8 protein-coding genes and 3 pseudogenes are annotated in these 12,722 nt (G+C 58.6%); 6 read left to right on the forward strand and 5 right to left on the reverse strand.

Annotated features, from left to right (window positions below):
* Nucleotide 1: 1 nt before the first annotated feature.
* Nucleotides 2-2,172, reverse strand: a pseudogene (locus JCM25414_RS17505) (peptidase domain-containing ABC transporter).
* An 805-nt stretch (nt 2,173-2,977) separates the two neighbouring features.
* Here JCM25414_RS17505 and metH point away from each other — a divergent pair.
* A pseudogene (metH, locus tag JCM25414_RS17510) lies at nt 2,978-6,480 on the forward strand (methionine synthase).
* A gap of 136 nt (nt 6,481-6,616) precedes the next feature.
* Entirely contained in the window at nt 6,617-7,366 is a 750-nt protein-coding gene (locus JCM25414_RS05570; protein WP_025840988.1) for a YdcF family protein, read from the forward strand.
* A gap of 47 nt (nt 7,367-7,413) precedes the next feature.
* On the opposite strand, the gene JCM25414_RS24620 is transcribed toward JCM25414_RS05570, so the two are convergent.
* The 3 genes and pseudogenes from JCM25414_RS24620 to JCM25414_RS17520 all read right to left on the reverse strand — a co-directional run bounded on the left by JCM25414_RS24620 (nt 7,414) and on the right by JCM25414_RS17520 (nt 9,450).
* Nucleotides 7,414-7,647, reverse strand: coding sequence for a hypothetical protein (locus JCM25414_RS24620; RefSeq protein ID WP_242403374.1), 234 nt, complete (start codon nt 7,645-7,647; stop codon nt 7,414-7,416).
* A gap of 65 nt (nt 7,648-7,712) precedes the next feature.
* Nucleotides 7,713-8,054: a hypothetical protein gene (locus JCM25414_RS24625; protein ID WP_242403375.1), complete on the reverse strand. Its 342-nt coding sequence runs from the start codon at nt 8,052-8,054 to the stop codon at nt 7,713-7,715.
* 320 nt (nt 8,055-8,374) lie between these two features.
* Nucleotides 8,375-9,450, reverse strand: a pseudogene (locus JCM25414_RS17520) (alkene reductase).
* A 123-nt stretch (nt 9,451-9,573) separates the two neighbouring features.
* Between JCM25414_RS17520 and JCM25414_RS05585 the strand changes: the two are divergent.
* The 3 genes from JCM25414_RS05585 to JCM25414_RS17525 all read left to right on the forward strand — a co-directional run bounded on the left by JCM25414_RS05585 (nt 9,574) and on the right by JCM25414_RS17525 (nt 12,049).
* Complete coding sequence (locus tag JCM25414_RS05585; protein WP_025840989.1) at nt 9,574-9,870, forward strand: ArsR/SmtB family transcription factor; 297 nt, start codon at nt 9,574-9,576, stop codon at nt 9,868-9,870.
* Between the two features lie 326 nt (nt 9,871-10,196).
* Complete coding sequence (locus JCM25414_RS21450; protein WP_159101716.1) at nt 10,197-11,171, forward strand: hypothetical protein; 975 nt, start codon at nt 10,197-10,199, stop codon at nt 11,169-11,171.
* Nucleotides 11,150-12,049 (forward strand): hypothetical protein, encoded by a 900-nt coding sequence (locus tag JCM25414_RS17525; RefSeq protein WP_051535707.1) that lies wholly within the window; start codon nt 11,150-11,152, stop codon nt 12,047-12,049. Before JCM25414_RS21450 ends, JCM25414_RS17525 begins: the two co-directional genes overlap by 22 nt.
* 101 nt (nt 12,050-12,150) lie before the next feature.
* On the opposite strand, the gene JCM25414_RS05595 is transcribed toward JCM25414_RS17525, so the two are convergent.
* The gene (locus JCM25414_RS05595) at nt 12,151-12,495 is read right to left on the reverse strand and encodes a hypothetical protein (protein ID WP_025840990.1); all 345 of its coding nucleotides are present in this window, start codon (nt 12,493-12,495) and stop codon (nt 12,151-12,153) included.
* A gap of 33 nt (nt 12,496-12,528) precedes the next feature.
* Between JCM25414_RS05595 and JCM25414_RS17530 the strand changes: the two genes are divergently transcribed.
* A partial coding sequence (locus JCM25414_RS17530; RefSeq protein WP_035442674.1) for a S4 domain-containing protein occupies nt 12,529-12,722 on the forward strand: 194 nt, incomplete at its 3' end.

Raw genomic sequence — 12,722 nt, forward strand, 5'->3', positions numbered from 1 at the left:
CTTATTCCTCATCCATCAGCATGGGATCGTCATTCTGGTCGGTCTGATCGTTCTGTCCACCGCGTGCGCGATGCTCATGGCGGTTCTGCTGCATCCAGAGCATGCGATAGATCTCGCATCGTTCGAGCAACACGCCATGCGGGGCCACATCGACCACCTTGCCTTTGTCCATCACGCAGATCTGATGACAATCGACCAGCGATGACAGACGGTGAGACACGATCACCATCGTGCGGCCCTTGCCGATGCGCTGCAAATTGGCGTTAACCAGCGCTTCGCTCTCTGGGTCGAGAGCAGAGGTCGCCTCGTCGAGGATCATGAGCTTCGGATCGCTGATCACGGCGCGGGCAATGGCAAGACGCTGCCTCTGACCACCTGAGATGTTGGTCGACCCCTCCTCGATCGGCGTATCATAGCCTGCAGGCATACGATCGATGAATTCTTCGGCCCCCGCCAGACGGGCGGCACGAATGACGTCATCCATCGTATAGCCGGGACGTCCGGCGGTGATGTTGTCTCGCACCGAGCCACGGAACAGAAAGTTATCCTGAAGCACCACGCCGAAAGAACGACGCAGATGGCTCAGATTGATTTCACGCAACTCGACGCCATCGAGACGCAGATAACCGGTGTAATTGCGGCTCACGCCTTGGAGCAGGCGCGTGACAGTCGATTTGCCCGAGCCAGAACGGCCGACCAGCCCGAGCATGGTGCCTGCCGGAATTTCAAAATTGACGTCGTTAAGCGCCTTGATCGTCGTGCCTGGATAGCTGAAATCGACTTGGGAAAACGACAGCGCGCCCTTGATGGGGGGACGAAGCCCGGAAGTGAGCGCCTTGGTTTCGGTCGGCTGGTTCAGCACCAGCCCGGCCTCGCCGAGCGAGGTCATGACCTCGTTAACGTCTTCCAGAATCTTGGCCAATCCGACCAGAGGTGCCGCCACACGACCGCCCAGCATCATGAAGGCCATGAGCGCGCCGGCTGAATGCTGCTCGACCCTGACAGAATGAGATAGGCGCCGACGAGAATGATCCCGCGATTGATGAACATATCGAGCGGCATGACGAGCGTGCTGGGCCAGTTCTGCATGCGTCCGGCAGCCAGCTTCCAGCGAATGACCTCAGCGGTCGTCTCATCCCATTTCTCGCGACGCGTCGGCTCCAGAGCCAGCGTCTTGACAGTACGGATACCAGCGATGGTCTCATAGAGAATGGAGGAACGCTCCATCTCGGCATTGATCATCTTGTTATAGACGCGCGTCATGGGTGGCAGGAAAATGACGATGATCAGACCGATAAGACCCGCGCACGCCACGGTAAGCCATGCCAGCGTGGAGCTCATCAGGAACAGGATCGGCAGGATCACGATCAGCGTGAACATATCCAAAAAGGTGGACATGAGCTTGCCGGTCAGAAAGTCGCGCACCTTGTAGATGGCCATGTAACGGCCAAGAATACGTCCCGTCTGCTCGCGCTCATAGAACTCAAGCGGTAGCGCGAGAAGACGATTGAAGGCGTGAAGCGAAATACGCGTATCGACACGCGTCGTCATGACAAGCGTGAGTTCGCGACGCCCATACATCAGCAGAGTTTCGTAAAAGCTCAGAATAGCAACGATGGCCGTGATCGACACAAGTGTCGACATCGAATGGTAGTTCACCACGCGATCAATGACCTGCATCACGATAAGCGCAGGGAAGATCTGCAGGATCGACAGAACCATCGACGCGAAAAGAATGTCACGCAGCGACTGCTTTTCGCGCATGACGACCCGGGCGAACCACATCAGATCGAAAGGCGCGTCTGCCTCGGAGAGATCCTTACGCCGCTTTACCAGCAGGATATCGCCCGTCCAGACCTGCGAGAGACGCAACTCATCGACCGCAACTGGAATACTGCCCTCGTCACCAAGCGGGTCACGCAGCCAGACGATATTCTTTTCGGGATCGGCGCGCACCATGAGAGCCGCAGAGCCATCGCGGAACATCAGGACGATTGGCGGCGTATTCTGCATGCGTACGAGGAAGCGCCACTTGATGCGCATTCCCTTCGCGACAGCACCGTTTTCATTCAGCCAGCGCGCCAGAGAAGCCGGAGACGGAGATGCCTCACCGGGTTCTGCGGCGAAATCACGGATATCGAGATCCAGCCCATGATATTTTGCTGCCGCCATCGCGGCGCGCAGTCGGATATAGACGGGGTTCTGGTTTTCGCTGTCCGCAGCGAGGCCATCACGTTGCTTCACGAAGCTTCCTCTTGTGTTTCACTTAGCCGCTCAGACTCCAGGCCGCCCGAATAGCGCAAAAACCCCTCCCCGTGTCGAGCAGGAATTTCCGGTTTTATCTCAAGTCATAGAAATTGCTGAACTACGCACCTGATCTCTTCATATTCCGTAACCGATATTGTGTAAATTCCTGACCAGGCCTTATAAAAATACATAACATCTAAAATTCGTAACGCGCTCTGACCAGAACATCCTGTTCCAGCATTTGGCGGACACGAATTTTCCGGTCCGGCGCACAGGAGACGACAACAAAGGAGAACAGCGGGCAGCGTCCGCGCACGCGATCGAGAAAAAGCTGATGCAGCGCGGCTATCAGGGGATTCTGGCCCTGACAGCATGCACAGGAGGCCGGATGCCGGCTCCATGAAGAAAGGGCGTCGGTTACGTCACGACTCATGAGCCATGTCGACGCAATGCTCCGTCCACAGAGATCAGAGTCAAGGCGCAACAGGCGCCCTTGCCAGCGTCATAAGGCATCGGGGGACAATGCCCCTCTATGCTTTCCCGAATCACAACAGGAATGCGCCCGGTTCCCGGCATGGCTTTTCCTTCCTGTGAGAGAGTAGCGCGGAGTATAGCAATCGAATGCTACTCTGGACATAACAGGGCGCCTCTGAAAAAAGCAGGCTGCCGCAGCTTTTTTGCGGCGGTGCCCCGATCGTGCCTGATCCTGACGACGAGACCAATTGCCATCATGACACGCCCCCATCTGCTCGATGCCCTGCGCGACCATGTTCTGCTTTGTGACGGAGGCATGGGTTCGCGCATTCAGATGCTCGATCTGGAAGTGGAACGCGATTACTGGGGGCAGGAGAACTGCACCGAGATTCTCACTCTTTCACGCCCTGAACTGATCCGCGAGATCCATCGCGGCTATTTCGAAGTCGGCGCCGACATGGTCGAGACAAACACGTTCGGCGGCTCCATCGTGACCCTCGCCGAATTCGGTCTGCAAGACCGGGCACGCGAGATCAACCGTCGTTCGGCTGAACTGGCGCGGGAGGCAGCAGAAACCTTCAGCGACGGGCGTCATCGCTATGTCGTGGGCTCAATCGGGCCGGGCACCAAGCTGCCCAGCCTTGCCAATATCGATTACGATACGCTTGAAGCCGGTATCATCGAGCAGTGCCGTGGCCTGATCGATGGCGGCGTCGATGCGTTCCTCATCGAGACCTGCCAAGACACGCTCCAGATCAAGGCGGCAGTGAACGCTGCCAAGGCAGCCCGGCGCGAACTTGGCTCGGATGCGCCGATTTTCGTTCAGGTGACAGTCGAGACCACCGGCACGCTCCTCGTCGGACCCGATATCGCTGCAGCCGCGACGACCATTCATGCGCTCGACGTCCCCCTTATCGGCATGAACTGCGCCACCGGCCCGCAGGAAATGGCCGAGCATGTCAAATGGCTTTCCGAAAACTGGCCGGGCCTGATCTCGATCCAGCCTAATGCGGGCCTTCCCGAGCTGGTGAATGGCACGACCCACTACCCGCTTTCTCCAGGTGAGATGGCGAGCTGGGTCGATCGCTTCATCACAGAAGACGGGCTGAACCTCGTCGGCGGGTGCTGTGGCACCTCCACCCCTCATATCCAGGCACTGGACGAGATGCTACGCCGCAGAGGCGGCACCACCTTCCATCGCCCTGCCCCGGTCAAGCGTATCCACCATTGGGTGCCTTCCGTGGCGAGCCTCTACAGCCAGACGCCGCTCCGTCAGGAGAACTCGTATTTCTCGATTGGCGAGCGCTGCAACGCCAACGGGTCAAAGAAATGGCGCGAATTGCAAGAAGCCGGTGACTGGGATGGCTGCGTGGCCGTAGGGCGCGAGCAGGCCGCCGAGGGCTCGAACGCGCTCGATCTCTGCACAGCCTTCGTCGGTCGCAACGAGATTGCCGAGATGAATGAGGTCGTGACGCGCTTCACCTCATCGGTGAACGCGCCGCTGGTGATCGATTCAACCGAAACGCCGGTCATCGAGCCGCGCTCAAGCTGCATGGCGGCAAACCCATCATCAACTCCATCAATTTCGAAGATGGTGAGGGCCACGCCGAAGACCGTATGATTCTGGCGCGCAAATTCGGCGCTGCCGTCATCGCCCTGACCATCGATGAAGTCGGTATGGCCAAGACGGCCGAAGACAAGCTGCGCATTGCCGAGCGTCTGGTCGATTTTGCCTGCACCAAACACGGTCTGCCCCAATCCGATCTGATGATCGACCGCTGACGTTCACCATCGCCACCGGCGTGGAAGACGACCGTAAGCTGGGCGTCTGGACGCTGGACGCATTCGCCTGATCCGCGAGCGCTTTCCGGACATCCAGATCATTCTGGGCCTGTCGAACATCTCTTTCGGCCTCAACCCCGCAGCCCGTGCCGTGCTGAACTCGGTCTTTCTCGATCATGCGGTCAAGGCCGGTATGACGGGTGCCATCGTGCATGTCAGCAAGATCCGCCCGCTGCATCTGATCGCCGCCGAGGAAGTAAAGGTTGCTGAAGATCTGATTTTCGACCGGCGCAGCGAGGATTACGATCCGCTTCAGAAGCTGCTGGAGCTTTTCGCAGGCCGTAAAGCCGCCGACGCAGTGCAAAAGCGCCGCGCTGAAACGCCCGCTGGACGCCTGAAAGATCGCATCGTCGATGGCGACCGCAAGGGGATTGAAGACGATCTGGCTGCGGCGATGGAAGAAATGCCGCCGCTCGACATCATCAACACCGTCCTGCTCGATGGTATGAAGGTGGTCGGCGAGCTGTTCGGTGCTGGCAAGATGCAGCTTCCCTTCGTGCTCCAATCTGCCGAAACCATGAAGACCGCTGTGGCCTGGCTCGAGCCCTATATGGAGCGCGTCGAAGGTCAGGCGCGTGGCACGATGGTGCTCGCCACGGTCAAGGGCGACGTGCATGATATCGGCAAGAATCTGGTCGATATCATTCTGACCAATAATGGCTATCGCGTCATCAATCTGGGCATCAAGGTGCCTCTGGCCGACATGATTGCAGCGACCAAGGAGCATAATGCCCATGCCATCGGCATGTCGGGGCTTCTGGTCAAATCGACCGTGATCATGCGCGAAAACCTCGAGGAAATGGCGCGGCAAGGTATCGACGTTCCGGTGTTTCTTGGCGGCGCCGCCCTGACCCGCAATTACGTCGAAGAGGAATGCGCCCGCTCCTACGGCAATGACGCCCCCGGTCGTGTGGCCTATGCCCGCGATGCCTTTGACGGGCTCTCGCTGATGGACAAGGTCGTCAACAACCAGTTCGACGATTATCTGACCGCCATCCAGACGAGGCGTGCGGGCAAGAGCCAGCGCAAGACCGAGCGTGCGCCGGAAATCGCCGAAACGCGCGGCTTCACGCCTATCGACCCGGAACAGGCCCGCGCCCGCCGTGCGCGCGTTGCGGGATCGGTGCCCGTTTCGACTCCGCCTTCTGGGGGGCTCGCGTAGTGGAATCGGCTCCGGCTGCGGTTCTGCCCTTCCTCAATGAGCGCTCGCTCTATCAGTTCCAGTGGGGCTTCAGAAAGCAGGGGCGCTCGCTCGACGAATTCATGACCTACGCCAAGCAGGAGCTGCGCCCTGTTCTGAAGCGGATGCTGGCGCTCTGCGCGGAAGAGGAAATTCTCAAACCACAGGCCATCTATGGCTATTGGAAAGCCGCAGGCGACGGCAATGATCTTGTTCTGTTCGAAGAAGACGGCGTGACCGAAGTCGCCCGCTTCGCCCTGCCGCGCCAGCCGCGTGAGGACGGCGAATGCATTGCCGATTTCGTGCGTGACATCGGCGAGTCAGAGCGCGATGTGATCGGCTTGCAGGTCGTGACCGTCGGGCAGAAGGCGTCGGATCTGGCGCGCGACTGGTTCGAGGCCAATCGCTATCAGGATTACCTCTATCTGCACGGACTTTCGGTCGAGATGGCTGAAGCCATGGCGGAATATACGCATAAGCGTATCCGTGCCGAGCTTGGTTTTGCTGCGGAAGACGACCGCGACATGGAGAAAATGCTGGGGCAGTCCTATCGCGGCTCGCGCTATTCATTCGGTTATCCGGCCTGCCCGCGCCTGGAAGATCAGGAGCCCATCCTGAAATTGCTGGGTGCGGAACGCATCGGCGTGTCGCTTTCGGACGGCTATCAGCTTCATCCCGAGCAATCGACCTCGGCCCTGGTCATTCTCAACCCGCGGGCGAAGTATTTCACGGTCTGACTCGAGTGTGATGCCGGGTTTACGTCCGGCATCGGCAATACTGGAGTCCGCATGAATTACTGGCGCAATCAGACACATCACTCCTGTTGATTGCGCCGCCCCTTGCGAGGGGGAAAAAGACAAAAAAGGGATCGCGATGTCGGAGAGGTTCGCAGCATTACATAACCCTGAAATCAGGGAGCGTGCCGATCGGATTGCCGAATTTCTCGCCCTTACCAGTGTAGATGACGCCCCGAACCGGATCGATCTCATCTGTCTTGCCGGCAATGGCGTTCTGGCCTGCGTCGACCATGCCGCCAGTCTCGCCCGTCATCATGGCTGTCTTTTGCTGATAACGGGCGGGATCGGCCACTCTACCGCCCCGCTCATGGCGGCCCTTGCTGCTCGTCTGGACTGCGCAGCTTCGGTCCTTGCCGGTCTCTCCGAGGCCGAACTGGTTGCCCGTCTCATCACCGCCGACGCGCTTGTTTCGCCCGGTCAGATCATTCTGGAGACACGTTCGACAAATACGGGTGAAAATGCTGCCTTCACGCGGGATACGCTGGATGAACTCGGGCTCACGCCCCATCATATCGAGCTGATTCAGGACCCGCTGCTTCAGCGGCGCACCGAGGCAACGTTCCGCCACATCTGGCAGAACACGCCGACCCGTTTCTTCTCGTCGCCGCCCTTCGTACCGCGCCTTGGCGACACGCAAACGGCGGAATCATGGACTGAAGAACGATACCTTTCCCTGTTGCTAGGCGAAATCCCTCGTCTTCACGACAACGAAGAAGGTTACGGCCCGAAAGGGAAAGGCTTTATCGGTCATGTCGAGATCCCCCAGGAGATTCTCGACGATCACGCTGCTCTTGCGAGCATTTTCGCTGCCCAAGCCGGACGCTAGGTCAGTCAGGAGCTACGGAATGACGATCCCGCAGCTCCACAAGAACCTCAATAGGCGTAGGCAAGTCCTGCACGCAGCGTCAAACCGTTCTGTATGCCGCTTGACACCACTTTCTCGGAAATCTGTCCTTCGCTGGCGTTCTGATAGCGGGAGCGGTAGCTATCGTGACCGTAAGACGTATAGGCGTAGTCTCCCCCAGCAGTCAGATGCCAGTGACGAGTCATACGATAATCCACGCCCAGACCACCTTCCCAACGCGGACGAGTGGCTGATCTGCTCACACGGTAAGTCGTGGTATCGAGGATCTCGGCCCAACCAAAACGGCCACGGAGCACAAGGCGGTCAGTCAGGCATAATCGGCATTCAAGCCGAGTCCTACGAAGAACGCATTCTGCCCCCCAAATGAATAAGACCCGTAGCTGTCATACCCCCCCTGCACGAAAGGTGTGACAAGCGCCTTGTCATTGAGGAGAAGAAATCCCTTGCCGATCTCTCCACGTGTGTAGGTTGAGCGTGCATCGTCTCCGCCTCCCATTCGCCAGGAACCTTGGCTGTAAGAGGATGAGTAGCTATGGGCATATTTGTCATTACGCGTTCCCGCGCCGAGACGGAAAAGCGCCGAAGCATAAATGTTATGTACGCGCCCGAGATCGAACATACTGGCGGCATCGACCTGAAAACCTGGCACCCACCGATACGCCGCGACCGGGATTGCGAGCTGTAGCTAGTTGGGCCGTACCATCGACCGCCAGTACTTTTCGACTGCGACCCATAGCCCCCGACGAGATTATCGAAAATACCCGCCATGGACACCCCGACTTCACGATTGACCGCAACGACAGGCAATGGGTCGGCCAGAGCCGTTGAGACGGTCAGGATGGAGGCAAGAGAGAGCACGAAACCTGAAATTTTAAGCATGAGGGTTCCAGAAAGAAACGAAATGTATCCCTCTGAAACCCAAAGCCAGCAGCCAGTCAATGTTTCGACAAGGCAATCAAGAGAAAGTCATTATTCGTTATAAAAGGGATAATCCGTGTACCCTTCTTCGCCCCGGCTATACCACGTCTTCATGGTATCGGACTGAAGTGGGAGATCGCGCTTCAGACGCTCTGGAAGATCAGGGTTCGCAATGAATTTACGACCGAAAGCGATGGCGTCAGCTGTGCCATTAGCGACGGTTTCGAGCGCCTCTTCACGTGTATAGTCCTGATTAAGGACCAGAGCGCCCCTGAATACTTCACGAATCGGCCCATGCAGCTTCGGCTGGTCTGTCTTGCCGAAAGTGCCGTTCTCGCCAGGCTCGCGCAGTTCGAGAAAGCCGATGCCAAGATCGCTGAGCAGTTTGGCGGCGGGCACGAAGACCGTCTCCGGGGCACTGTCGATGCAGCCTGGGTGTCGCCATTGGGCGAGAGACGCACTGATACGCGCTCGGCGCCGATGGTCGCGATTACCCGTTCGGTTACTTCACGAAGAAGGCGGATACGGTTCTCGGGTGAGCCACCATATTCGTCCTCGCGATGATTGGTGCCATCGCGTAGGAACTCATCGATCAGATAGCCATTAGCCGCATGAATCTGCACGCCATCGAAGCCCGCCTCGATCGCGTTACGGGCCGCCACTTCGTACTCGCCCAGAATACGTGTGATATCGTCCTTTGTCAGCGCGCGCGCCTGCTCGGGATCCTGCTTGCCGTCATAGGTGTGGATCTGCCCCGGTGCGGAAGTGGGCGAGCTTGAAACAGGCTGCTGACCGGTTACGCTGGGATGCACCATGCGGCCCATATGCCAGAGCTGGACGACAATCTTGCCACCCTTGTCATGAACGGCTTTCGTAATCGGCTTCCAGGCCTCTACCTGCTCGGCAGACCAGATACCTGGCGCGTAAGGCCAGCCAAGACCTTCACGGCTGATTCCGGTCGCCTCGGAGATAATGAGCCCAGCAGAGGCGCGCTGTGCATAATACTCAGCCATGATCGGCGTCGGCACGTGCTCGCGCGTCCCGCGGCCGCGCGTCAGCGGCGACATGAGTATGCGGTTCTTTGCGTCGATGGCGCCAAGCTGGATCGGATCGAACAGAGTTGTCATAATGCTGTGTCCTCATGAACCCGTGGGGGTTTAATTCGATTTTGATCGAACAATATCAGGAATGGGGACGCGTCTGTCTCAAGACAACCCCTCCCCCGCATTTTTTGGAACCGGACGACGCTGATGGCTGACTATGACCACCCCGCTTCAGAAAGCCTGACCCTGCTGGGCGTCCTGCGCGGTCTGGCCGACCCGATCCGTCTGGAAATCGTTCAGCACCTCGGTTCGGTTCCCGAAGCTAGTTGTGCCGCACTGCTTGGTGATCGGCCTCGGTCGAGCATGTCCCATCATTTTCAGGTGCTTCGGGAGAGCGGCTTGCTGCATACGCGCATACAGGGTGTGCAGCATTTCAACTCGCTACGCAAAGCCGATCTCGACCTGCGCTTTCCCGGCCTCATGGATGCCGTTCTGGCAGGATAGGCAGTCGCAGGCCGCACCGTAAAACAATAAGCGTCCAAGCGCGAAAGGTTCGAGATAATGCTCCGTTTTCTACTTTCCTGGCATGGCACGATCCTCTGTCACGACACGACGCGACTCTTCCTCGCCTTCCCGGCGACGGCTGCCACGGGTTATGCGCGACCCGTGTTGCTCAACGAGGCGAACAATCTTGTGGAAGGACCTTTTTCCCTCACTGTTATCCCTAACGTCGCTCATGATTTCATCGATGCCATCGGGTTAGGCTCAGGGGGTAGCTTTCTGACAGCCATTCCGGATGACACCCTTCGCCTCAGTGAGGCCTGCGACAGATGGGAGCAGTTCCTGCCCGTGTCTCTCGACATGCTTCCTGCACTGGCGCTCTCACTTCCCGGAGCTGGATGGATCGCGAGGGCCATGTCGCACGTGGAAGGCTGGCAGAGTTTACACTTACACTGGGCGAGAGGCGGCTCGCCTTGGAAGGCTTCGAAGCGGCGCCGGACGGCACGTTTCATCACACGACAACCAATCTTTTCCTGCGTCCCTGGCCCGATGAGAAAGTCGGATGCGCCCTCTCTGCCGTTCTCGTCGCACTACAAATCGGCAAGACGGATCGGGAGACGATCTGGGCTCAATTGCCTGAACTGGCGAGACAGATCACGCTGGTACTCGCCGAGCCCAACCAATCCGGCCATCTCTACTATCTCGCGCGTCTCTGCACTTTGGTAGGGCTCTTCTCAGAGGCCCATCTCTGTCTGGAGGCGCTTGCAGGCGCCGTGAACGAGGCAGATCGTCTTTGGGCACGATCCATCGTCGCCAAAAGCGCTGAGGATGAGGAGGCGGCCATACTCCTTCTCAGCAAGGCTTTTACCCTCGGTGCCAGAGCGACGCTCGACGACGACGCAATTGAACATGGCGTTGCGCGCATCTTTTCCAGAGATGACACACACAGAAATTTCATGGGTATTCTCGGCAAGATCCGCGGGGTCTCGTTTACTGACGCCTTCGATCTGGCGCTTGTCCCCGGCAAGCTCTCACCCCATGCCTCTCATGAAACGAAAGCCGCGTATTATGAGGCACTTGAAGTCAACTGGTGTGCCTGCCCACAGGCCGGTCGATCCGCGTTCATTACCCGGGAAACACGCCTGAACGGCGTATCGCACTCACTACGCCTGATCCAGGGTCATGACTCCTGGCTCAACGGTGAGGTTGCAGAAGCCAACGCACATTACGACGCTGCGCGCATCCTGGCCGTTCAGAACGGGTTCGAGTTTATGCATTTCAATTGCGGTGCCTATTCCTGCTGACCGATACGCCTCGCCCGCCCGAACCCCATGCCCTGAGCGTTGCTGCCTGGCAGTGGCATTGGGCATCACTGCCCGAGATCACCCCTGAGATCTGTCTCGTTGCAGGATGCGACGCCACCTATTTCCGCTTCGTGCCCAAGCTGCTGGCCTCGCTGATTCAGGCTGCTAAAAGTGCCGAGCCGCCCGCCTTCTTCCATCTGGTACTCGGCATTACTGACCCCAATGACGAGCAGGTCGCCTTTCTCAAGGCATGCAGCGCCATCCTTGTCGAAAAAAACCTCAACGTGCGGATCAGCTTTGCCTGCGGGCCCTTGAGCTATCCCGATGGAGCAAGTTTTTCCTGCATACGCTATCTGATCCTGCCCGAAATCGCGAAACGGCACGCCTGTCCCGTGCTGACCCTCGATATCGACGCCATGATCCCGCGCGAATTTCCAGGTCTCGTTAGCACGCTCAAGGCCAATTACGATTACGGCTTTCGACTCTATGCCTTCGACCGGGAAGGACGCCAGTTTTTCGGGGAGCCATGGGGTTTCGGCGCTGGCGTCTCGTATTTTGGCGAGCCCGACCGACTGCCGCAGATCGCTCAGGCGCTGCACGACTATATCGTTACCGCCTATAGGGCGTCGAACACGACCAATTGGTGCGTCGATCAATGCGCGCTCTCGGGCGTCTATCACCGTTACATCGCGCCGCGCTGGAGCACGTTGCGTATGCGCTTCATGGATGACGATCCGGCGATTATCGTCATGCCGCATCACGTGAGCATGGATAAGGAAGCATTCGGCGCGTGGAACGGTATCGTGGATATGGCGCCGGTTTACAGAGCCCTTGGCGTCGACCCGGAGCTGGCCTGTCGGCTGGGGGAACCGGCATGACGGAAGACCCTGCTCTGCCGTGCTGCGGCTCAGCTGAAACCTGTTCTCCTCATGCGGGGAAAGACATCCGCGCCGCCCTGACCCCGTCAGGCTCCTGCACATCAAGGCGCAAGGACGAATTGCGCCGCGACCTGATTGGTCTCCGGGTTCCAGATCACGATGCGGTCGCCCTGCGGGCCGTTGATCTGCACCGCAACGGAGCCATCGGGCCTGACAGCCTCGGCAACGATCCGCCCGCCACCGGCAAGTACGAAACGGGGCGCCTCACCCTGAGACACTGATCGAAAGAGACCCTGTGTGGCCATGGCGGGTTTTCTGTGACCGGGGGACATGGCGCGGTGTACGATCACTCCAATGAGCCCCGCTGTCCCCAGCACGATAAGAATGCCCATGACGACGACGGCTGCCACGAGAGAGCGGGAAACCTTGGGCGGGGGCGTATCCATGGCGACAAACGATCCTAGTTGCTAAAGGGGCGCATGACCGACGCCAGCGCCAACATATCCACCCGATTCGATTTTAGGGTTACGCCCGAACAGGCGGGGCAGCGCCTCGACCGTTTTCTGGCCGATGCGATCGGTTCCCTCTCCCGCTCACGCGTCAAATCCCTGATCGAAGCCGGGCAGGTTTACTGCGATGGCACCATCATACGCGAGCCTTCGGAAACCACCAG

Source organism: Asaia platycodi JCM 25414 (assembly GCF_000614545.1).
Classification (GTDB): Bacteria; Pseudomonadota; Alphaproteobacteria; order Acetobacterales; family Acetobacteraceae; genus Asaia; species Asaia platycodi.

Coding starts and splice junctions, on each gene's coding strand:
- JCM25414_RS05570 (WP_025840988.1), top strand. CDS start 6,617: ATGTCGGAGAGGTTCGCAGCATTACATAACCCTGAAATCAGGGAGCGT.
- JCM25414_RS05585 (WP_025840989.1), top strand. CDS start 9,574: ATGGCTGACTATGACCACCCCGCTTCAGAAAGCCTGACCCTGCTGGGC.
- JCM25414_RS21450 (WP_159101716.1), top strand. CDS start 10,197: ATGGGAGCAGTTCCTGCCCGTGTCTCTCGACATGCTTCCTGCACTGGC.
- JCM25414_RS05595 (WP_025840990.1), bottom strand. CDS start 12,495: ATGGATACGCCCCCGCCCAAGGTTTCCCGCTCTCTCGTGGCAGCCGTC.